The organism is Mesorhizobium sp. B4-1-3, assembly GCF_006439355.1.
GTDB lineage: Bacteria > Pseudomonadota > Alphaproteobacteria > Rhizobiales > Rhizobiaceae > Mesorhizobium.
Genome location: NZ_VFTG01000023.1, coordinates 58,044 through 80,664, shown reverse-complemented (window position 1 = coordinate 80,664; position 22,621 = coordinate 58,044). Strand labels below are relative to the sequence as shown.

The following is a 22,621-nucleotide window of genomic DNA, read 5'->3' as shown; positions in this document are numbered from 1 at the left end:
GATCTCCACCCTCAATCTCGCCCACATCATCCCGCTATCCGCGGTGTGGGCGGGGCCGGAGCGGGACGAGCATCTGGCAGCGCCTCCCCTGCTCTTCGGCAAGACCGAAGGCTCGACCCCGTTCCGGCTTTCCCTTCACGTCGGCGACGTCGGCCATACGCTGGTCGTCGGCCCGACCGGCGCCGGAAAGTCAGTGCTCCTGGCGCTGATGGCGCTGCAGTTCCGCCGTTACGCGGGCGCGCAGGTTTTCGCCTTCGATTTCGGCGGCTCGATCCGCGCGGCCGCGCTCGCCATGGGCGGGGACTGGCACGATCTCGGCGGCAATCTCAGCAACGATGCGACCGAATGCGTCAGTCTGCAGCCTTTCGCTCGCATCCACGACGTTCCGGAGCGCGCCTGGGCGGCCGACTGGGTCGTGGCGCTGCTGACCCGCGAAGGTGTGGCGATCACACCTGAAGTCAAGGAGCATGTCTGGACGGCACTCACCTCGCTGGCCTCCGCGCCGGTCGGGGAGCGCACGATCACCGGCCTGGCCGTGCTGCTGCAATCGAACGATCTCAAGCAGGCGCTTCGCCCCTATTGTGTCGGCGGACCCTATGGCCGGTTGCTCGATGCAGAGCGCGAGCGGCTCGGCTCGGGCTCGGTCCAGGCATTCGAGACCGAGGGGCTGATCGGAACGGGCGCCGCGCCGGCGGTCCTTGCCTATCTGTTCCATCGCATCGAGGACCGCCTCGACGGCTCGCCAGCCCTGCTCATCATCGACGAAGGCTGGCTTGCGCTGGACGACGAGGGTTTTGCCGGCCAGCTGCGCGAATGGCTGAAGACGTTGCGCAAGAAGAACGCCAGCGTCATCTTCGCCACCCAGTCGCTCAGCGATATCGACGGCTCGGCGATCGCGCCTGCGATCATCGAGAGCTGCCAGACCAGGATTCTTCTGCCGAACGAGCGAGCCATCGAGCCGCAGATCACGGCGATATACCGCCGCTTCGGCCTCAACGACCGACAGATCGAGATCATCGCCCGCGCGACCCCAAAGCGCGACTACTACTGTCAGTCCCGCCGCGGCAACAGGCTGTTCGAGCTCGGACTGTCGGATGTGGCTCTTGCGCTTTGCGCTGCGTCCGCAAGGACCGACCAGGCCGCGATCGCCCGGATAATCGCCGAACACGGCCGCGACGGCTTCCTGGCGGCTTGGCTCAGCCACCGCGGCCTCGGCTGGGCAGCCGAGCTCGTACCCGGCCTGACCAGCTCCGCCTCCAAAGGCCCAGTCTTCACCAGCATGGAGAAGTCCTCATGAAAATGCGTTGTTCCGTTGCCATGCGGTTCGCCGCCGCGCTCGCTCTCGCTCCCGTCAGTGTCGCGCCCATGATGGTGAACCCGGCCAATGCCTTCATCGTCTTCGATCCCTCGAACTATTCTCAGAACGTGCTGACGGCAGCGCGCTCGCTCCAGCAGATCACCAATCAGATCACCTCGCTTCAGAACCAGGCGCAGATGCTGATCAATCAGGGCCGCAATCTTGCGAGCCTGCCATTCTCCGCGCTGCAGCAGCTCCAGCAGTCGGTGCAGCGCACCCAGCAATTGCTCGGCCAGGCGCAGAACATTGCCTATGACGTCGAGCAGATCGATCAGGCTTTCAAGCAGAAATACGGCGCCGTCCCGCTGTCGGCATCGGATCAGCAACTCGTCACCGACGCGCGCTCGCGCTGGCAAAACACGGTCGGTGGCCTTCAGGACGCAATGCGCGTGCAGGCCGGCGTCGTCGGCAATCTTGACGCCAATCGCTCCGAGATGTCGGCACTGGTCGGTCAGAGCCAGGGCGCCACCGGCGCGCTCCAGGCAACGCAGGCCGGCAACCAGCTCCTCGCCCTGCAGGCGCAGCAGCTCGCGGATCTCACCGCGGTGGTCGCCGCCAACGGCCGGGCGCAGGCCTTGCAATCGGCCGAGCAGGCCACGGCCGCCGACCAGGGCAGGGAACAGCGCCGCCGTTTTCTGACGCAGGGCCAGGGTTACCAGCCCGGCAATGCGCAGATGTTTTATGGCAAGAACTGAGGCGCGCGATGGACAGCAGGATGTTCGCCCGCCTCGCTGCGGTTGTCTTGATCGCCGCAGCTCTTGCGGCGGCTTTGATTGCGATGAAGAGCGCTCACCACCACCATTCCGAGCCGCTCGCGCTTCGCGACCGTTCCATAGCGCCGGGAGATCCGCTTGCGGCCGAATTGCTGCGCTGCTCTCAGATCGGCGAGGCCGGTCCCCGCGATCCCGGCTGTCTGAGGGCATGGGCGGAGACCCGGCGCCGGTTTCTGCGCCAGCGGACATCGCTAGCAACGTCCGCTCCCGCTCAGCCGGCAACGCTCTTCCCGAACGTGCCGGCATCGGCAGGGCCGGACGGGAATGGAGCGCACGATAAGGGGATAAACGCGCCATCCACGCAGCGCGCGTCCTCCGGCTCGGAGGTCCGCTGAGATGGGCGGCACCGGCGTCATCGACCATTTCCTCGAAGTCTTCACGCGCTACATCGACGGCGGCTTCGGCCTGCTTGGCGGCGAAGTCGGCTTCATCGCCACCACCCTGATCGTCATCGATGTGACGCTTGCCGCGCTCTTCTGGTCGTGGGGCGCCGACGACGACATTCTTGCGCGCCTGGTCAAGAAGACGCTGTTCGTCGGCGTCTTCGCCTACCTCATCTCCAACTGGAACAACCTTGCCCGCGTCGTTTTCGAAAGCTTTGCCGGGCTTGGCCTGAAGGCATCGGGCACCGGTTTTGCCGTCGACGATCTGATGCGCCCGGGCAAGGTGGCGCAGACCGGGCTCGATGCCGGCCGGCCGCTGCTGGATTCGATCTCGAACCTGATGGGCTATTGGTCCTTCTTCGAGAATTTCATCCAGATCGCCTGTATGTTCTTCGCCTGGGCGCTGGTGCTGCTCGCCTTCTTCATCCTCGCGGTTCAGCTCTTCGTCACGCTGATCGAGTTCAAGCTGACGACGCTTGCCGGTTTCGTGCTGATCCCGTTCGGCCTGTTCGGCAAATCCGCCTTCATGGCCGAGCGCGTGCTTGGCAACGTCATCTCCTCCGGCATCAAGGTTCTGGTGCTGGCCGTCGTCATCGGCATCGGCTCGACGCTGTTTTCGGAATTCACTTCGGGGTTCGGCGCAGACACCCCGTCGATCGATGACGCCATGGCGATTGTTCTCGCGGCGCTCTCGCTGCTTGGCCTCGGCATCTTCGGGCCGGGTATCGCCAACGGACTTGTCTCCGGCGGCCCGCAGCTCGGCGCCGGCGCGGCGGTCGGCGCCGGTCTCGCCGCCGGCGGCGTGGTCGCGGCGGGAACCGCAGCCGCTGGCGTCGCCGCGGCGGGAAGCGCGACGTTCTCCGGCGCCATTGGCGCGGCGGCCCGCGGTGGCGCCGCGGCCGCTGGCAGTGCATCCACCGCCTACCAGCTCGGCTCGGCCGGACGATCCGGCTTCTCCGCCGTCGCGTCCGGGCTGGGTGGCGTAGCCGCCGCTGGCGCGCAGGCTGCCGCCTCGCCCCTGAAGCGCGTCGCCAGTCAGGTCTCGGGCGGGATGATGGACAGCCACAACGCCGGCGCCCGCACCGCCTTCGAGATGACCGGCGGATCATCCAGCGCCGGCACGCTCGGCGGCGACTTCGCGGCGGGCGGCTTCGCTGGCGTCCCGTCCCCGGCCCCCGAAAGCCAGCCCGCCTGGGCAAAGCGCATGAAGCGCTCGCAACAGATGAGCCATGGCGTCCAGGTCGCCGCCCACGCCGTCCGCAGCGGCGACAGCCATGGCGGCGGCTCCTCGATCAACCTGTCTGAAAGCGACTGAGCATGTTCAAACGACCGTCCACGCACTACGGAAAATCCCCTCGACCGGAGACGCCATACCAGCGCGCCGCCCAGATCTGGGACGAGCGCCTCGGTTCGGCCCGGGTGCAGGCGCGCAGCTGGCGTTACATGGCCTTCGGCTCCCTGGCGCTCGCCGCGGCTATGTCGGGTGCTCTCGTCTGGCAATCAGCCAGCGGCTCGATCGTACCCTGGGTGGTGCAGGTCGACCGGCTCGGCCAGGCCCAGGCTGTGGGACCGGCCGCTGTCGACTATCAGCCGAGCGATCCGCAGATCGCCTTCTATCTCGCGCGCTTCATCGAACAGGTGAGGTCGATCCCGGCCGATCCTGTCATCCTGCGGCAGAACTGGCTGCGCGCCTATGATTTCACCACGCAAGGCGGCGCCTTGGCTCTGAACGACTATGCGCGCGCCAATGATCCGTTCACCAGGATCGGCAAGCAGCAGGTCGCCGTCGAGGTATCGTCGGTCATCCGCGCCTCTCCGGCGAGCTTCCGCATCGCATGGATCGAGCGCCGCTACCAGGACGGTTCGCTCGCTTCCACCGAGCGCTGGTCCGCCATCGTCACCATCGTCGTCCAGCCTCCGCGCGATGCCGACACGCTGAGGAAGAACCCGCTCGGCATCTACGTCAACGCCATCAACTGGTCGAAGGAGCTTGGCCAATGAAGCCCGCAATCCGCGAATCCACTCCTGCCCTGCGGCTGCCGCTCCTGCGCTGCGCGATGCCGGCCTTGAGCAAGATAGCACTTCCGGCATTTCTGCTCGGCACTTCGGCGCTTGCGGGATGCGCCACTCCGCAGAAGCCACCGGAGATTGCCTATGACGATCCGGTCCCGGCGGTGCAAGCCACCGACCCGCCGCGACCCGTCAAGGTGGTGGAGCTTGCGAAGCCTTTGCCGCTTCCCGGCCAGTTGAAGCCGATAGAGAAGGGCGCGAAGCCCGGTCCGGAGCCGAGCGATCCCGCCGCCCGGGTGAACCTTGCCAACCAGGCGGCGCGTGTCCAGCCCGTCCGCGACGGCTTCGTCAACGCCATGCAGGTCTATCCGTTTGTCAATGGCGCGCTCTATCAGGTCTACGCCTCGCCAGGGCAGATCACCGACATCGCGTTGCAGGCAGGGGAAGAGCTGGTCGGCTCCGGACCGGTCGCAGCCGGCGATACCGTGCGCTGGATCATCGGCGATGCGGAGAGCGGCTCAGGCGCGACAAGGCAAATCCACATCCTGGTGAAGCCCACGCGCGCTGACCTCGTCACCAATCTCGTCATCAACACCGACCGGCGCACCTATCATATGGAGCTGCGCTCGGCGCCCTCGACCTATATGGCCTCGGTTTCGTGGCAGTATCCGCAGGACCAGCTCGTGGCCCTGCACCGCCAGAACCAGCAGGCCGAGGCGGCGCAGCCGGTGTCGACGGGGATCGACCTGTCGCGCGTCAATTTCCGCTACGAGGTGACCGGCGATCGTGCGCCGTGGCGGCCGCTGCGCGCCTTCGATGATGGCAGGCAGGTGTTCATCGAGTTCCCGCGCGGCATCGGTCAGGGGGAAATGCCGCCGCTTTTCGTGGTGGGACCGCAAGGCGATACGTCCGAGCTGGTGAACTATCGCGTCCGCGGCAACTACATGGTCGTCGATCGGCTGTTTGCCGCCGCCGAGCTGCGCTTCGGCGCCGGCAAGAACCAGGCCCGGGTCCGTGTCTCCCGAACAGATGGGCAACGCAGCGGCACATTGTCATGGATGCGGGGCACCGGTGCATTTTGGCGTCCGCCCACCCTCCGCGGCGACAGTGGAGGGCCGGCATCGTGAGCGACCACCTCGATCTCGCCAGGGATCAAACCCAGGGCACTCAGAACGAAACCCGCTTGAAACGTTCGGACGGAGAGAACGACTGGCCGGAGACGCCAGGCCGCGATGACGCGCGGCCATTGACCCATGAGCCAGCCGCGGCCATGCGGCTGCGCGCCGAGCCGCCGCGCGTGACGCGCCTGTCCCGCAAGGTGCTGGCCGGGTTGGGGTTGGGCACCAGCCTGGCTGTCGGCGGAGCGCTGATCTACGCGCTTCAGAACCGGCCGAAGGATCAGGGCCAGGAGCTTTATTCCACAGACAATCGCCAGCCCCCCGACGGGCTCTCCGCCCTGCCCAAGGACTACGTAGGCGTTCCGAAGCTTGGTCCGCCGCTTCCCGGCGATCTGGGTCGGCCGATCCTCAACGCGCGAAATTCCGGCCCCGTGCCATCACCGGAATCCCTCGGTCCCGATCCGGAGGAACAACGAAGGCAGCAGGAACTGGAGGCAGCAAGGACTGCGCGCCTCTTTGCATCCACCCAAACGCGGCCCGCGAGCAGCCCGGTTGTGGCCCAGGTCTCCGACGCGAGGCCCGAGCCCGATCTCGCCAACCTTGGTCTCGCGCCCCAGCCCGCGACGCCCACGGCGCAGGACCGGCAGCGCGCCTTCCTCGATCAGCCGCCCGACAAGCGCACAGTCTCGCCGGATCGCGTGGAACTGCCGGCTTCGAAAAACGTCCTTCAGGCTGGTGCCGTGATCGCGGCAGCCCTCATTACGGGCATCCGCTCCGACCTGCCAGGCCAGATTACCGCCCAGGTGACGGAGAATGTCTATGACAGCCCAACCGGACGGATACTGCTTGTGCCGCAAGGGACACGGCTCATAGGCCAGTACGACAACGGTGTCGGCTTCGGCCAGCGGCGCGTCCTGCTGGTCTGGACCAGGCTGATCTTTCCTGACGGCCGCTCGATCGTTCTGGAACGTGAACCAGGCGCCGACGCCGAAGGCTATGCTGGCCTGGAGGATGGCGTCGATTACCATTGGCGCGAGCTGTTCAAGGCGGCCGCGCTCTCCACAATCTTAAGCCTCGGCGCGCAGGCAGGCGCATCGGGCGAGGAGAGCGACATCGTGCGCGCTCTGCGCCAGGGCGCATCCGACAGCATCAGCCAGACAGGTCAGCAGATCGTTCAGCGGCAGCTCAACATCGCGCCGACGCTAACCATCCGGCCGGGTTTCCCGGTGCGTGTCCTCGTCACGCGCGACCTCGTGCTCGAACCTTACGGAGATTGAATATGGCCAAGCTGAAACTGGGGCCGATCGCCGACGACAAACCGGTCAAGGTCACTGTCGAACTCCCGGCCGCTCTGCATCGCGACCTCACCGCTTACGCCGAGATCCTCGGTCGCGAGGCGGGACAAGCGCCTGCCGAGCCCACACGCCTCATCGTTGCGATGCTGGAGCGGTTCATTGCCACCGACCGCGGTTTTGCAAGCGCCAGGCGGTCGGCGAGCGGGTGAGTGCCCCGTTCAGTCACGAGTCACGGCATCGATCGATGTTCGGGGCAGCCTGAGGCGCGGGTTTTACGCTTCCCGTTGCCGGCTTGAGCGGTATTGTCGACGCTATGTTCCGAGCCGTCCCCACGAGCCGCAGGAGCGCGCGCTTGGGGTTCGATTCCAGCCACATCGCCTGGATGGAGCAGCTGCTGTCGTGGCCTTCGAGTGGTTTCCACACGGCCGCATCAATGGCGACTGTTCTGGCGAAGCCTTCGCCCGCCAGGGTGACGCCGAGCCCGAGCTGAACCTTGAGGATGACCGTCGCTTCGCTGGCGCGACATATCTGAACAGCAGGCCCGCCAGTGGCGGCGTTATGCTCCTGCAAGTGCAGGTCCAACTGCGATGGGGCCGAGACCAGCAGGCTGATGCCGGCGAGATCTTGCCATTTTAGAGCAGGTCTGTCGGCGAGCGAATGGCCGCGGGGAAGGAGAACGAACAAGCGCTCCTTCGCGAATATTTCGGTTCGGCATGAGGCAGCGTTGTGGAGCCCGTGCGCAAAGACGATGTCGAGGCGCCGGCGGCGTATTGCTGCCAGGCACTCGTCATGTGCAACATCCTCGATGGCGACACCCACCCCCGGATACAGATGGTGGAAACGCTCGACGAGGCGGGCCACGAACGCCCGCCCGATCGGGCCGCACAATCCTATCCTTATGGCCGTAGCGTCCTGATTGCTGCGATCAGCACCGGCCAGTGCGTCATGCAAGCCCTCGTAGTGGACCCGCACGCGATCCGTCCAGGCGCGGCCCGCTTCGGTCAGCCGCACGCCATGCACATCGCGATCGAACAGCTGCATGTCCAGCGCCTGCTCGATTGCGACGATGTTGCGGCTGACACAGGATTCCCTAACCCTGAGCGCTCTTGCCGCCTGCCTGAGGCTGCCATGGTCGACAGCTGCGAACACATGGTCCAGGCGGCGCAAAGTGTTGCTGGCCTGCTTCAAGGCTCGGAGGCCTCATGGACAGAGTTGTTTGGACCAGCCGGCCCGGCACGGCCGCAAGGTCAAGCCGCTGAGCCGCCCTGCAGGCTGGCCTCGTAGACATATTCGTGTGGAATGGCGGGGTTCCCCATCTGGGAAACATAGCGGCTCAGGTTTTCCTCGCAGTTGCTTGCCGCAAGGCTGTAGAAGTTTCCGCTGTTCCACGTCAGCACGCAGTAGCTGAAATGTTTCTTTATGGCCTCAGCCATTGCCGCCAACGTCACCTCATTGCCGAACATGGTATTCAGAACGGCGGCCTTCTTTTTCTCGATCTCGTCGGGAGGAAAATAGCGCGCCTTGAAGCCGAAATCCTTCTGGTATTCACGGAGCCTGTAGTCCGTCTCCTCGGCCGCCCGAAACTTCTCGACGAAGACGAAGATCCCGTCCTGCTTCAGATGCTGGCTTACGAACTCGATCTGCCCCGGCCTGTTCGGTGAGTACATTTGAAACGTGGTGTCCTCCAGGATCATATCGAAGCCGGGCTTGAAATCCGCCAGCCGTGGCGTGGAGGCGAGAACGTCCTTGGTCAGCCTATGAAAGGGGCCAATGAAGAAGTCGGCATGCGCCGGCTCTCCATACGCCATGAAACATTCGTAGTTCTCCGGGTTCGGGCTGCACGACAAGGTTCGTATCTGCCCTTCGGACAGTTCGGATAGCGTCCGTGCCATTGTGCCTTCCGCCGTTCCGAGGCTGTACAGCGAGAGCGGTCCGTTGCGGTGGCGAGCGTATTTCAGGACCGCATAGGCCATCCGGCACTCCTCCTCCAGCCTGTAGGGAATGCTGCCGTGATAGTGCTGGTCGAAAAAGCCTTGCCGCGCCGCGTGCAGGCTGACCAGGTCGCGCAGAAGTTCGTCCCGCGGCAGCAGGCGATTGTCCGCCACGGGTTTGCGCAGAGGAACTCCATTCTTGCCTGCGGCGGTCGCGGCAAAGAAGCCGGCGAGTTCGTTGATGCGTGGGGCTTGCTCGCATTCAGCCAGGAAGTCATCGAGTCCGCGCATCGCAGTATGCCTCTACACCCGTCGAGATGGTGAGATGCCAATGCGCCCACGGAGCGGTGCCGACAGAGGTTAAGAACAGTCTAATATTCTGTCGGGTGGGGCGTTGACTGAGGCAAGTCGTAGGGAAGCTGGCTACTGGCGGCTTTCCGTTGGTTGCTATTTTTTCGATAAAGACACATCTTCTACCAACCACGGGTTATCTGTGAATTGTTTGGCAATCGAAGGTTCGGCTAAACAAAAGAACTGACGTAACGGAAGTACGGGAATCGCTTTGAGTCGCGCGTGGCTTGGCTTTGATCCGAACCAGATGCGTCCTTCGCAGCACCGGACGCTTGCTCATCAGTGTGAAAGCTGGGGACAGGTGCGGGTGGACATGGTCAAGAGAACCGGCCTCAAGCGCCAGGAGACAAAGATCTTTTTCCCGGGTCATGTGTTTCTGTTGAATTTGCACGGCACTGCGCGCAACGGCGAGAACTTCGTCGACGGACGCCGCATCTCCTTTTCATCGCGCCATCCCGGCTCGGTCGTCTTCGTGCCCGCGGGCATTGACTGGACCGGTTGGGACGAGGGCGACGAGACAGCCTCGTTCCTGCTGGTCTCCATTGAGCAGGAGTTCGCGGAAGAAATGTTTGGGGAAGCGGTGCGACACCGCCAGACGGTTTTGCCGCCGTCGATCGGATTTCGAGACGGTCTCGTCGAAATGGCATTGCAGAGGATCGCGATCGAGCTCAAGCAACCTGATCCGCTCAGCGCCGCGATGGTGGAGGGGCAGGCCAAGCAACTGCTTGTGCAGATGGTCAGGCTGAATGGCGCCTATCATGAATCCCTGAAAGGCGGTCTGTCTTCATTCGACCTCAAGCGTACGATGGAGATGATGGGATCGCTGTCGGGCGAAAACCTTACGCTTGCCGCTTTGGCAAAGGAACTTGGTGTCAGCCGGTTCCATTTCTGCAGAGCATTCAAGCAGTCGACAGGCAAGACGCCGCACGCATTCATCGCTGAGCGCCGCCTGGAGAAGTCGTCCGGCATGTTGCGATCGACCAGCCTTTCGGCAACCGAGATCGCGCTTGAGTGCGGTTTCGGGAGTTCAAGCCACTTCACCAATGCCTTTAGGCAAGCGTTCGGCGTTTCACCCATGGAGTTCCGGCGCAGATGCAGAATCTAGGCCACCCCTATCGATTGGCAGCAAGAATTTGAAAATCGCAACGCAGCCGCAAAGCGTGCTTCGGCGTCGGAACCTATGGATGCGCCGATCAGCGTCGGAGCGGTGTTGAGATCGGCGCTGGGTCGGCACGGCACCCGGAAGAAGAGGACGGATCGTGAGGTGGACAAGTCAACGGAGGAGGTGGGTGCGAAATGGGCAGTCCTCGAAGCCCTGGAGGCGCTCTATCCCTGGATGAAGCCGCTTCGCTCCCGGCCGGTACGCGACTATGCGTTCCGGCTGTTCGAGCCGCCGGCATCGGGGTCAATACCCGAGGTCCGGAGGCAGGCCCTCGACAAGTTGTTGGGCGTCATCGGGAAAGCGGCGGGGCGATCTGGGCTGTCCGCCGATGCTGCCGCGGAAATCCGCCGAGATATGGAACGGCGGCGCGTGCTGCAGACAGGGCCACATCTGCTTCTGCTCGTCGATCCCGAAGCATATTACACGCATATCTTCAGCATGCTCGGCCTCGCGGCGCACGGCTGCTCGACTTATGTCTCCTACGCGGTCTCAACGGTAAGCCTCGTTGAGAGATCGCGCAAAGGACCCGGTTGGCTCGCCGTTGGCGGCAGGCCTGTCAACGTCTTCGGCCTCAGCCGAAGCCAAATGGTCGGCTACAATCTTCTGAGTGGGCCCGGATCCTACCGGTTCGAGCTGGTGCCTGCGGAGCCGGGCGCGCAAGACGAAGCAGCGAAACTGCGCGATCTCCTGCCGAGCGTTGAATTCCGGCGGCCTGCGCATGCCATCAAGGCTGCCAATCAGGTTCTTTGGCCAAAGCTCTTCGGAAGCCGTTTCACATTTCTGCAGATCGATGATGAGGACATTGCCGACCTGGTGGCGGACCATCTGTCGGACGCAGGTTCCTGGCTGCGGACCCGTCTGCTGGAAGAGCCGGCGCTCGCTTCGAATATCCTAGCACAACTGGACAGGCTCGCCACCGGTCCCTGGAGCGGGTGGCTGACGCGAGCTACCGATTTCTTCTGGTTCTACCATAGTGGCAAGCGTTGCCCGCTGCGGCTCGCTGCGGGAGATTTGATCGATCCCTCGAGCGGTAGGAAGGTTGCCCGCTTTATAGCCTCGGACATTGTGGCGCGGTTGGCAGATCGTACGCTCATTCCGAGTTTCCTGACGGCTATGTTGGTCGTGTCTATACTGCCCGGCGTGCGAGTCCTCGGAGGCAGCCATCAACCAATCTTCTATCCATTGATGCGCCATGTGGTTCACAGGGCACTCGAGGCTGCGGGCATCGCTCCCGAGCTTCGGCAAGCTCTCGCGACTGACGACGTTTCGGGTGCTTGGGGACACCGGGTAATTGAGTGCGACGATGATCCGTGCAAGCGGATTTTGACCAGCCCGACCGGCGGTGCGGACGCTGTTGTGGGGCGCCTTGGCGCTACTCCGCTGGCCGAGGCATGTGGCAGTTTAAAAGGCTTCGTGACCGACCCTTCGTGGCTCGAGCTTCATAGAAGATTGGTGCAGGGCATAATCACTGCTGCAGATGGCGAATGGGCTTTTGCCTGACAGGCTGTGCGCACTGTCGGAAGCTTGGGTCCGATGCTTTCAAGATTCCAGTTAAACGACTGATATGGCAACATTATCGTTCGTTTTTGGCCGCCGACAGGCTGTGCGTTTTGGGGGGAAATTGATGGCGGAAAGCGCACGGCCATTTTACCCTCGAAAGCATGATTCGCCTCGATCCCGCGACCGCCAATCCCGCCCCGCCGCCGACCATCCCGGCCTGGGCGCTCGCCAACGCCGGCGCGCCGAGCGACGCTGACGCCGCCTTCCAGGCCGGCGCCGCCCTGGCTTCGCTGGACACGCTCGCCCGCGCGCAGCCTGCCTGGGCCGGCGCGTGGCGCCAGCGGCTGGCGCTCAAATCTGCCGCCGCCAGCATGCGGCTCGCCGGCCGCGCCGAGGATGAAGCCGCTCTGCGCGACGCCTGGCAGCTTTGCCCGGCCGGCGCCGATCCCGGTCCCGCCGGCGCCGTTTTTGGCGCCTGGCGCCAGCTGGCGCTGCAGCCGCTGGGAGTCAGCGCCGATCGGCTGACAAAAGTGGCTGAGATGCTCGGTCTCGCCTGGGGCGACGAGGCCCTCGCCGACCTCTGCACGCAGATCGAAGACGTGGCGGGGTCGCAGCGGCCGGCGCCCTTCGCCGCGGCGGCAATCGCCGCCCGCGTCGTCGCCATGCGCCCCGATGCCGAGCTTTTTGGCTGGTGGGTCGCCGACCTGGTGCTGGCGCAAACTCTGCGCTGGCCGCTGCCGCTGCCGCTCCTGATGCCGCAGGCTTTTGGCCCGGCTTTTCGCGGCGAGGCCGGCAGCCGACGCATTCGACCGGGCGAAAAAGGTTTTGATCCCGCGGTCTGCGTCGCCCTGGTACAAGCAGCGGCCGACGCCTGCCGGCTGGCCGCCGAGTTGTCACGCCGTGCCGAAAGACTCATCGCTATCGCACCAAAATTGCGGGCCAAGGGCGCCGGCGATGTGATCTTTTTGCTGCTCAACGACGACGCCGTCTCCGGCTCGCTGACGACCAAAAGCCTGTCGCGTTTTGCGGCGCGGCGGCTGTTCGAACGCCTCCAACAACTTGAGGCCGTGCGCGAGCTGTCGGGTCGCGCCAGCTTCCGGCTGTTTGGGCTGTAGCGCGATGAGCCAAGCCTCCGCCCGCCGCAAGCCGAACGATCAGCCGGCGCTGCTCGACACCGAGCTCGAGCACCTGCCGCCAGAACTGCGCTGGCGCGAGTGGATGGGCCGCGTCGAAGCGGTGATCTTTTCCGCCAGTGAACCGGTGCCGCGCGAGGTCCTGGCGCGGGTGGTGGGAAAAAACTGCAATCTCGAGCTGATCATCGACGACATCCGCGCCGAGCTCGCCGGCCGCCCCTACGAGCTGGTGTCGGTCGCCGGCGGCTGGCAGCACCGGACCAAAAAGGTCTTTGGCGACGTCATCAACGCCGCCTTCGGCAGTGCCACGGACGAGCGGGCAAAAGAGCTGACGCAGTCGGAGGCGCTTGTCCTGATGTGCATCGCCTATTTCCAGCCGATCACCCGTGGCGAGCTGTCATCCTTCTTCGGCAAGGAGGTGTCACGCGATCTGATCGGCGTGCTGCGCGCGCAGGACCTCATCGCCTCGGGGCCGCGCTCGCCGCAGCCAGGCGCGCCCTACACCTACGTGACGACCAAGAACTTTCTGGTGCAGTTCGGACTCGACACGCTGCGCCAGCTGCCGGATTTCGAGGCGCTCGAGGACGCCGGGCTGCTGTCGAAGGAGAAGCTGCTGGCCGGTGCTATCCCAGCCGGGTTGCCCAACGGCGACGGCGAGGACGACGTCGTCGACCAGGTGTCATGAGCGGGGCGTTGCCGCGTTGCGACCACAGAGACGGTCGATCGCTCAGGACCAGGACGACTGGTCGTGCGACCGCCGGTGATCGGGGTTGTGGACCGCGATACGGTCGCCGTTGACCGGATTGGCCGGAAAGATCACCAGATTGATGCCGCCGGCGTAGTGCAGCGACAGGAACAGGATGCCTCGAAGCCCGCCCGGGATTATACCGCTAGCTTCTATGAAGGCGGGATTTTCTTGTCTATGCGCGCCATCAGACGCAATCCTGCTGCCGTCCGGAAGAAGCTGCCTAAGACATCTCAGCCCGTATCGTGTTGGAACCCACTCGTTCCCACGATTAACGTGCTCGGTTAGTGGTTAGATAGATCAAACAAATTTTTTCGCTGGCCTTCCCGTTTTGATCTCCAGCTCCGCAAATGGTGCAAGGGGCGTGCAGAAAGCTTCATGTCGGACGAGCGCGAGCATCTATCAGTCGAAGAAGTCGGGCGGCTACTAAGCCGACTGCGGCAACCCGATTTGTTGCGCATTGCTGCCCTAGCCGACACATGGGTTCGTGGCCTCCGCCGCCGCGACGCATCCGATCTTCTAAACGAAGCCCTCGCTCGAATTCTTTCTGGTGACAGGCCATGGCCCGCGGAAATCTCGCTCCACGCTTTTCTTTCCCAAGTGATGCGCAGCATCGCAAGCCAATGGCGGCACGAGGACGCCAGGGAACCACTTGCGTTAGATCAGGTCGGCGAGTTCTTAGAACTTCCTGCGGCAGAGGACGACCTTGACTTTGCGAACCTCGCCCAACGGATGCGCGAAGCGCTGCTTAACGATGAGCCAGCGCTCGGAATCTTCCACCATATCCTTTCACAGACAAGCCGTAGGGACGCCTGCCTGCAGCTTGGTCTCGATGCGACAGGCTACGACACTGCCCGCCGTCGTATGACCCGAACGCTCAGACGCCAATTCAGACCCGGATGGATCAAATGACGACGTCACCAGACTCTGATCAGATCCTTGCGCTGATTGCCGAGGGCATTCTCGACGCCAGCGACGAAGAGATCGTCGAAACTGCTCGCGCGCATGGCGTCGACGTTGACGCTCTGGAGCGCAAGGTGCGCGACATCATTGCGACCCGCGTCGATGCTGTCAGACCGTCGCCGCCGTTGAAAATCGGCGAGACCGTCGCGTTGCGGTCTGATCCAGCGCGCATCGGTGTGATTACCGGCATCACCCCGAGTAACCGTGAGATACGCCTCACCGTGTTTATCGATGGGCGCCTTGAGACGCTCTACCTGAGCCAGGTCACGCGCGCCGACCTTGCGCCCGGTGCGGTTCGAGCGACGCTAAGCGAGTTCAATGCGCGCTTGACGGCTCTGCAGCTGGCCGAGCCAAGCATTACGAACCTGTACTCGCTTCAGGCAGGCCGCGTCGACTTCATTCCGTATCAGTTCCGGCCGGTGCTCAAGTTTATCCGCGCCGATCGGCCGCGGATGCTGGTCGCTGATGAGGTGGGTGTCGGCAAGACGATCGAAGCGGGCCTCCTGCTTCGCGAGTTGCAAGCGCGCCGTCCGTTGCGCTCGGTGCTCGTCGTGTGTTCGAAGGCATTGGTCGTGGAGGAGAAATGGCATCGTGAGATGCGGCGTTTTGATGAGGAATTTGTCACGCTCGGCAGTGACGAACTGCACTACTGCCTTGACCAATGCGATATCGAGGGTGAGTGGCCGGATCGCTACTCGCGGGCAATCCTGCCGTTCTCGCTGGTCAACGAAAGGCTTCTGCAAGGCTACCCCGGTCGCGGTGGCGCCCGTGGACCGGGCCTGAGCACGCTCGACACACCGCCCCGCTTCGATCTTCTGATCGTCGACGAGGCTCACAATGCGCGCAATACCGACACGAGCCTTCATCAAGGGCTGCGCATCCTTGCCGACAACGCTGAGGCGGTGGTGCTGATCACCGCGACGCCAGTTCAGCTCGGCACCGGCGACCTGTTCTCGCTGCTCAACCTTCTGCGTCCGGACCTGGTCATTGACCGCCCGACGTTCGAACGGATGGCGGAGCCAAACGAAGCCATTAACGCGGCGATCGCCGCGATCCGAGGCGCGGCGCCGGGCTGGCAGGATGTTGCGATCCAACAGCTCAACGAGGCTGCCGGCACCGACTGGGGCCGCGTGATGCTCGCGCCTTCGCCCGAATATCGCAATCTCGTTGCTGCGACGCGCAGCGCATCCAGCGACGAAGATCGCGTTCGCCTGATCCGACCGGCTGAGGCTATGCACAGCTTCTCGTCGATGATCAGTCGTACACGCCGTCGCGATATTGGTAACTTTACGAGCCGCAAGGCGCGCACTGTCGAGGTGCCGTTCACGGCCGAACAGAAGGCCGTTCACGACGATCTGTTGGCGCTCCAGCGGGCCATTTATTTGAGGAAGCACGGCGCCGGCCCTCTCGGCTTCCTTATGACGACGATCCGTCGACAGGCGGCCAGTTCACTGCATGGCCTGGTGCCGTTCCTCGAAGATATCCTGACGCGACGTCTCAGCGACCTCGAACTCGTGGAGATCGATGACGAAGCGCTGGAGCATGGTGACGACGGGGTCGACGCAATCCGCGCAGAGATCGCGGCTATCGTGGAACGTGCGCGCGCGCTGCCCAACGACGATCCCAAGCTGGCGGCGCTTCTCGATATCGTCACTCAAAAGGGTGGCATGCAGAACCGTCGCTTGCTCGTGTTCAGCTCTTTCCGACACACGTTGTCCTATCTGGATCAGGCGCTCCGCCAGCGCGGCGTTCGCGTGGGTCTCATTCATGGCGGGATCGCAGATGACGATCGGCGTGCATTGCGCAAGGCGTTTGCTCTTCCGTCTGATCACGCTGACGCGATCGATATCCTCCTGTCGTCGGAAGTGGGCTCTGAGGGGCTCGATTTTCAGTTCTGCGACGCTTTGGTGAACTTCGACATCCCTTGGAACCCAATGCGGATCGAGCAGCGCATCGGGCGTATCGATCGTTATGGGCAATCCAGCCAGACAGTCGCGATCTATAATTTCGTGACGCCCGGCACGGTGGACTTTGACATCTTCCAGCGCTGCCTGTTGCGCATAGGGGTGTTCGAGCGCGCGATCGGAGGCAGCGAGGCGATCCTCGGTGAGATCGCCGGCCGGCTTCAGGCGGTGGCCGACGACTTTCTCCTCACCGATGAGGAGCGGCAGGCGCGCCTTCAACAGCTCGCTGACAATGAAATTCGCCAGGTCATCGAAACCGACGCGTTGGAGGAACGCGAGGCAGAGCTGTTTGGCGTTCGCATTGAACGCTCGCGCATGAACGATGAAATTGCCGAGGCGTCGAGCCGCTGGCTCGAGCCGGCCGCGATTGAGCGTTTGGTCGGTCTCCATCTTGAGCGTGCGCTGGACGTTGGCCGCAACCCAATCAGTGGTCAGGGCCCGGTCAAGAGCCTTCGGCTCGCTGCCGATGCCCGTCGCAGGCTTGTTCCGCCTCGCGCCCGTGGCACCCGACTCAGCCTTGCTGACCGGGAGTGGGAGACCTGGCTCCGGGGCGATCAGCAAACCCTCGCATTGACCTTCGATCGCGAAGCCGCAAACGACGATCGCTCGCTGGCGTTCATCACGCCTGTCCATCCCCTCACCCAGGCTGCAGCCCGCTCGTTCGCCCGCGATGAGGAAGTCATGGTTACATTGCGTGTGAACGATCCGGCGCTCCCGGTCGGCGACCATCCATTTGCGATCTACCAATGGCAAATGCGCGGCCTTCGGGAGGATGCAATGCTCGTTCCCGTTGTGGAGGATCCGGCTGTCGCCGCCGCCTTCATGGATATCTTTACCGCAGCGGCCGATGCATCGGACGTCGCACCGCCGGACAGTGCGACAATCGAGGGGCTCGAAAGCTGGCACCACGAACTCTGGACACGCCGACGCGCAGCGCATGTCGCCGAGGCCGCTGAGATTGCACGTTTCAGGCGCGACAGCCTCGAGGCCAGTCACCGGGCGCGTGTTGCAATCCTCGAGGAGCAGCTCGCCGCAGCCTCAGAAGATCGCATCCGGCGCATGCGGGCGGGCCAGCTTGCGCGGGCGAACGCCGATCGCCACGAAGCGCTTGAGGATTTAGCCGCAGCGGAGCGACGTGCCGATATCCTTCCTCGGCGCGTCGCTTCAGGAACGCTTCGGGTGGAACACTGACATGGGCGCGCCGTTTCACGATTGGCTCAACAACCTGTGCGCAAGGCGTCAGCGCTGGGTTTCGGCGAGTCACGAGAATAACTTTGATCGCGGTATCTGGAATGCGACCGTCGACAAGTATGCCGATCCCAGCCACTTCATCTTCGAACTGCTACAGAATGCCGAAGATGCCGAGGCGAGTTGGGTCCGCTTTCGCCTCGAACCAACCCGCATCGTGTTCGAACATGATGGCCGGCCATTCGATCGTGACGATATCGAGGGCATTACCGGTATCGGAAACACCACGAAGCTTGACGATGGCCACAAGATCGGTTGCTTCGGGATCGGCTTCAAATCTGTCTACGTTGTGACCGAGCGGCCTGAGGTCCACTCACTGATCGAAGACGAGTCACTGGCATTCGCGATCGAGAATCTCGTTGTCCCAAAGTTGATCGAAACGACGCACCGCGAGGCGACGACGCAAATCATCCTGCCGCTCCGTGCTGACCGGGCTGAGCTCGCGCTGACCCATGCGCGAGAGGGTCTCGCGAAGTCGGGAGCGCGGGCGTTGCTCTTTCTTCGGCATATCAAGCGACTCGAATGGACCGATGGGGAAAGCAAGGGGGAGGCCGAGGTCAGTGACGGACCAGGGTCAATTCGATCAATAAGCTCACTGTTACCCGACGGTTCAGGGCGTCTGGACAGGTACTATGTTCTAGCGCGCGCGGTCGAGTATAGCGAAGATCGCAAGCAGTACGAGGTGAAGGCCGCATTCCGGCTTAACGGCGCCGGCGACCTGATAGCCGAGGACGCCCCGACAAAGCTGATGGTGTTTTTTGAAACCGAGGAGCTGACCGGCCTGCACTTTACGATCCATGGTCCTTTTCAGCTCACGGACAATCGCGGCAACATCAAACGCGACGATCCTTGGAATGCCGAATTGATCGAAGCGGTCGCTGGGATGGTCGCCGACGCTCTGCCGGATCTGCGCGACCGTGGGATGCTGAAGCGCAGCGTGCTCGACTTGCTGCCCAATGCCTCGGATGAACTTCCTGCCGCGTTCGCTCCGATCCTGGCGAAGATCGTTACCAAGTTTGCGGAGGAAGAACTTATCCCCGTCCAGAGCGGCGGGTTCGCCACGTCGGTTGGCGGAATTCGCGGCCCGGCAGACCTCAGAGATCTGCTCGGTGAAACCGGGCTTGGCGAGTTTTGCGACAAGCCCGGTCGACGCTGGATCATCGCGGCACTGAAGAATGGCCGCGCCGATGCCTTCATTAACACGCTCAAGATCGAGGACTTCGGCCTCACAGACTTTTTTTCGTCATTTCGGCACGTCTTTGGTGTGCAGGGTCTTTTCATCGAGCGCGACAAACAATGGCGCCAGCGCGGGCTTATCTGGTTCGACGCGCTGACCGACGAGCAACTTCAACATTTCTACTTGGCCTTAGAGGCCGCGCAGAAGGTTCAACGGTCGGCGCCGTCAATCTCCGACATGAAGTTTGTAAAGCTCGAGGATGGCCGCCGCCATTCTCCGCGGCATGCGGTGCTTGCGCCAGTTGAGAGCGAGCTCGATTCCGAAACCGACCAGGGTGAATTGTTCCTGGTTAAGCGTAGCCTCATCAGGGTTGGCCGTGGTCGCGGGAAGGATGTGGAGCAATTCCTTCGTCGTATGGGAGTTCGCGATCTCGATGAACGCGCCTATCTCAACGCAATCATTCGAACGAAATACAAAGGAGAAGCGCAGCGGCCCAACCGCGAACAGCACCTTCAGCATATGCGCCGCTTCCTACGCTGGTGGAAGGAAACGGAAGACGTGGGTCCGTTCGCCGGGGTCAAGTTTGTCCGAGCTGGCGCCGAAGCAGCGTATCACTGCGCTGGCGAAGTCTACCTGGGTTCGCCCTTTCTCGAGTCGGGTCTTTCTCGGATCTACGATGGGAGCATAGAAGGGCGGGGCTTGGAGGCGCTGTGGGAGGGCTACAAGATTCTCCCACGCAAAGACCTCTTGGCGTTCCTCGAACGATGCGGCGTTGAGGACAGTCTGACGGTTGTGTCGTCGATGATTCCATACGCTCACCCGCGTTGGTCTGAGTTGAAGTCTGGCTGGGGGTCAGCGCGACACACTGGAACCGGCGTGGACGTCGACTACCGAATCGATCAATTGGCAGAGTTGCTTGAACGTCGTGACCCGGCGATTTCGAAGCTGGTCTGGGATGCGGCCCGGCACGCGGGAGCGGCGGCGATGGTCGCACGATTTTCGCCAAACCAGCAGTATGAGGCGCGCAGGCGGCTGTCCTCGATGGCGACTATCCTACGCGATATGGCTTGGATCCCTACTAAGGACGGGAGCCTGCGCAGGCCAAGTGAAATTACTGCGGTCGATCTCGCCAAGGGATACGCAATAGGTGGGAATGAAGATTGGCTTAGGTCGATTGGGTTTGGAGAGCAGGATCGCCAGCGCGGCGAGAAGGCCAAGGCGCGCCAGCAGGCTGGCGAGTTGATAGGACTTTCAGCGGAGCTGGTTGAGCAGCTCGGCGGCCTCTCCCCAGGCGCACTGGCCGCTTTGAGTGCTGAGATGGTCCGCAGCATCAACAGCCGCGCATATGAGCCAGTAGAGTTTCCACAGCGTGAGACGGGCAATCCTGGCCGGCGGGCCGAACGACTAGCAGCGCGTGCCCTAACGTCTCCTCAAAAGACCTACGAAGCCCGAGAGCGCAGCGTCCGTACAAGCAACTCAGAGACGCGCACGCTCGCGCGAACCTATCTTGAGGACCATTATACAAACTCGCTCTCTGAGATGGTCTGCCAGGGCTGTCACAACAAAATGCCCTTTAACCGGCCTGACGGTTCTCCGTATTTTGAGGCGGTCGAATGTTTGGATTCGCTCGAACAGGAGCACGCTGAAAATCACCTCGCATTGTGTCCGGTTTGCGCTGCAAAGTGGCGGCACGCCAATGCCATCACAGACTCGGAACTTCGCACCAAACTCGCGGAGGCGTCGACACCAGAAATCGTGGTCGAGCTCGCGGGAGCCGAAACACAGTTGCGCTTTACCCAAGTGCATCTTGACGACCTACGAACCGTCGCTGCCATCAGGTATTCGAGGGTAGCATGACTGACTAAGATGCTTCGAACACCATGGGCTTGAACCGACTTATGATGGATCGCGCCGCTTCCGTCTGTCGTCGAGACCATAGAGCGGCATCGAGCCAGCCAGCTGGCCGGGCTTCGCAAGTTGCTTCTTCCGCTCTTCGACGCCGATCGCGAAGGATATGTAGAATAGTGCCGATCGCGCCATCTGCATGACGCGGACCGCCTTGGCTTCGAGTTCGTCGCTTCCGATGGCGATACCGAAGCCATTGTTGCTCGTCCCTTTGATCACGAATGGCTTGGCCCAACCTTCGCTCACCCGCAGATAGGTGTGCTCCAGCGCATTGCGGATGCCGTGCAGCTCCCGGGCATCGGCCGCTGTGGTCTGCTTGAGTTGATCGTCAAACAGCTCTTTTGACAACCAGAACAGGCCGCGCAGTGGCAGATTGTTCAGCTTCTCGAACTGTGGCAGCAAGCGCGCCTTGTTCTCGACCATCCACACGTTCTTGAAGCTGATCCTGTATGGCACCTTGCCTAGACCCCAGTAGCGATCAACGAGAAAGGCGACCTTGTCGAGCAGCGAATAGGCGGTGCGAAAGGCCGTGCGGACCCGCTCGCTGGCTAATGAATATAGGGGATAGTCAAGCGTGTCGGTGAGCGCGACGCCGCGGTCAGAGAAATGGACGCTCGTGCTGCTCATCCCCTCGAATAGCATAAAGCGCGCGGAGGCATATTCCTGCTTCATCTGACTGAAGAAGCTGATGATCGGAGGAGGTAGATGGCCGTCGGGGCGTTCGCCGAATTTTTCGGTTAGGGGCGGCAGCATTAGGTCGTCGGTCGCTGCGGCCAAATGCGGTCCGAGATCGTTCAAGGGGCACAGGAAGAGCCGGTGCCTAAGGCACCAGCGACGATAGGCACGTTCGGACTTCGACCGACCCTCATCGCCACGATCTAAGTCCTGCATCTCCCGGACCGCGTCGATATTGACGGCCGCAGCGAGTTCCGTCGCTAGGTTCGCGAAATGGGCGAGTGCGGGTTGTGGATCGGCTGAATCATAGACTGCACCCTCGGACACCGTCGAACAAAGGCCGTCGAATGCGTGTAGAGACAGGATCGCGCGCTCGCGGTTATCGACTACCATGCCAGCATAGCTTTTGAGTCCAGAGCCGCGGTTGCCGCTCGCCATTGCGAAGCTTGGGATGATCTTCAGAGCGGCATCCCAGATAGCGATCGCATCGATCGAACGGCCGACCTCGTGGAGGAGGTTCGCGTGGTTGGTGAGAATTTGGCATCGCCGGACCTTATCGAGGCCCGCGAAGCCAGGATGGTTTGAGGCACGCGACAGAGCAAGCATTTCCGCCTGCCTCTCGGGCGCCTCCCAGGACCAAGATCGTCGGACGTTCGCTATATTCGACAGTGTCGCCCAAGCATTGGCTCTGAAGTATTCGATCAAAGCGCCGGGGGTATCGTCGAGTCCACGATTGGATAATTCGTCCAGCAGATAGAGCGCACGCTTGGCGCCGCGCTCAAAGGACGCGTCAAACGAGTCGTCGATCAACTGCCCAATGTGCGCGATCGCCTCAGCGTCGTTCATCTTCGTGAGGCTGCGCTCGCAAAACTTGTTCAGGTCTTCGAAGCCAGGCTTCGCGATCATCGCTTTCACTTTTTCATCCGCAGTC

The 22,621-nt window shown here is 62.8% G+C and carries 17 protein-coding genes and 1 pseudogene; 15 read left to right on the top strand and 3 right to left on the bottom strand.

Annotated elements, in window-relative coordinates:
- From FJW06_RS23705 to FJW06_RS23670, 8 genes and pseudogenes are all read left to right on the top strand, one after another.
- Positions 1 to 1,297, top strand: a pseudogene (locus FJW06_RS23705) (conjugal transfer protein TrbE); the annotation flags it as partial.
- Positions 1,294 to 2,052 carry a P-type conjugative transfer protein TrbJ gene (trbJ, locus tag FJW06_RS23700; RefSeq protein WP_140755039.1) on the top strand — a complete coding sequence of 253 codons (759 nt, stop codon included), beginning with the start codon at positions 1,294 to 1,296 and terminating at the stop codon, positions 2,050 to 2,052. The pseudogene FJW06_RS23705 and the gene trbJ, both read left to right, overlap by 4 nt.
- Before the next feature lie 8 nt (positions 2,053 to 2,060).
- Positions 2,061 to 2,465 carry a putative entry exclusion protein TrbK-alt gene (gene trbK-alt / locus FJW06_RS23695; RefSeq protein WP_181178528.1) on the top strand — a complete coding sequence of 135 codons (405 nt, stop codon included), beginning with the start codon at positions 2,061 to 2,063 and terminating at the stop codon, positions 2,463 to 2,465.
- Position 2,466: 1 nt separating this feature from the next.
- Entirely contained in the window at positions 2,467 to 3,828 is a 1,362-nt protein-coding gene (trbL, locus tag FJW06_RS23690; protein ID WP_140755035.1) for a P-type conjugative transfer protein TrbL, read from the top strand.
- Positions 3,829 to 3,830: 2 nt separating this feature from the next.
- On the top strand, positions 3,831 to 4,514 hold the full coding sequence (trbF, locus tag FJW06_RS23685; protein ID WP_140755033.1) for a conjugal transfer protein TrbF: 684 nt from the start codon (positions 3,831 to 3,833) through the stop codon (positions 4,512 to 4,514).
- Positions 4,511 to 5,650 carry a P-type conjugative transfer protein TrbG gene (gene trbG / locus FJW06_RS23680; protein ID WP_140755031.1) on the top strand — a complete coding sequence of 380 codons (1,140 nt, stop codon included), beginning with the start codon at positions 4,511 to 4,513 and terminating at the stop codon, positions 5,648 to 5,650. Before trbF ends, trbG begins: the two co-directional genes overlap by 4 nt.
- A 56-nt stretch (positions 5,651 to 5,706) precedes the next feature.
- A complete protein-coding gene (locus tag FJW06_RS23675) occupies positions 5,707 to 6,918 on the top strand; it encodes a TrbI/VirB10 family protein (RefSeq protein ID WP_246674808.1) in 1,212 nt (403 codons plus the stop codon).
- Between the two features lie 2 nt (positions 6,919 to 6,920).
- Positions 6,921 to 7,145 (top strand): DUF2274 domain-containing protein, encoded by a 225-nt coding sequence (locus FJW06_RS23670; RefSeq protein WP_140755029.1) that lies wholly within the window; start codon positions 6,921 to 6,923, stop codon positions 7,143 to 7,145.
- A gap of 13 nt (positions 7,146 to 7,158) precedes the next feature.
- Here FJW06_RS23670 and FJW06_RS23665 read toward each other — a convergent pair whose 3' ends face one another.
- A complete protein-coding gene (locus tag FJW06_RS23665) occupies positions 7,159 to 8,124 on the bottom strand; it encodes a LysR family transcriptional regulator (RefSeq protein ID WP_140755028.1) in 966 nt (321 codons plus the stop codon).
- A 59-nt stretch (positions 8,125 to 8,183) separates the two neighbouring features.
- Positions 8,184 to 9,158, bottom strand: a complete 975-nt coding sequence (locus FJW06_RS23660) for a class I SAM-dependent methyltransferase (RefSeq protein WP_140755026.1) — start codon at positions 9,156 to 9,158, stop codon at positions 8,184 to 8,186.
- Positions 9,159 to 9,531: 373 nt separating this feature from the next.
- On the opposite strand from FJW06_RS23660, the gene FJW06_RS23655 reads away from it, so the two are divergent.
- The 7 genes from FJW06_RS23655 (at position 9,532) to FJW06_RS23620 (ending at position 20,967) form a co-directional block, all read left to right on the top strand.
- Positions 9,532 to 10,323, top strand: a complete 792-nt coding sequence (locus FJW06_RS23655) for an AraC family transcriptional regulator (RefSeq protein ID WP_246674807.1) — start codon at positions 9,532 to 9,534, stop codon at positions 10,321 to 10,323.
- Positions 10,324 to 10,482: 159 nt separating this feature from the next.
- Complete coding sequence (locus FJW06_RS23650) at positions 10,483 to 11,880, top strand: hypothetical protein (protein WP_140755024.1); 1,398 nt, start codon at positions 10,483 to 10,485, stop codon at positions 11,878 to 11,880.
- A gap of 161 nt (positions 11,881 to 12,041) precedes the next feature.
- On the top strand, positions 12,042 to 12,995 hold the full coding sequence (locus tag FJW06_RS23645) for a DUF1403 family protein (protein WP_140755022.1): 954 nt from the start codon (positions 12,042 to 12,044) through the stop codon (positions 12,993 to 12,995).
- 4 nt (positions 12,996 to 12,999) lie between these two features.
- A complete protein-coding gene (locus tag FJW06_RS23640) occupies positions 13,000 to 13,698 on the top strand; it encodes an SMC-Scp complex subunit ScpB (protein WP_140755020.1) in 699 nt (232 codons plus the stop codon).
- 438 nt (positions 13,699 to 14,136) lie between these two features.
- Entirely contained in the window at positions 14,137 to 14,670 is a 534-nt protein-coding gene (locus FJW06_RS23630) for a hypothetical protein (protein ID WP_140755018.1), read from the top strand.
- Complete coding sequence (locus tag FJW06_RS23625) at positions 14,667 to 17,876, top strand: helicase-related protein (protein WP_181178526.1); 3,210 nt, start codon at positions 14,667 to 14,669, stop codon at positions 17,874 to 17,876. Before FJW06_RS23630 ends, FJW06_RS23625 begins: the two co-directional genes overlap by 4 nt.
- A 1-nt stretch (position 17,877) precedes the next feature.
- Positions 17,878 to 20,967: a hypothetical protein gene (locus tag FJW06_RS23620; protein WP_140755014.1), complete on the top strand. Its 3,090-nt coding sequence runs from the start codon at positions 17,878 to 17,880 to the stop codon at positions 20,965 to 20,967.
- A 39-nt stretch (positions 20,968 to 21,006) separates the two neighbouring features.
- On the opposite strand, the gene FJW06_RS23615 is transcribed toward FJW06_RS23620, so the two are convergent.
- Positions 21,007 to 22,596 (bottom strand): LA2681 family HEPN domain-containing protein, encoded by a 1,590-nt coding sequence (locus FJW06_RS23615; protein WP_210238992.1) that lies wholly within the window; start codon positions 22,594 to 22,596, stop codon positions 21,007 to 21,009.
- Between the last annotated feature and the right edge of the window lie 25 nt (positions 22,597 to 22,621).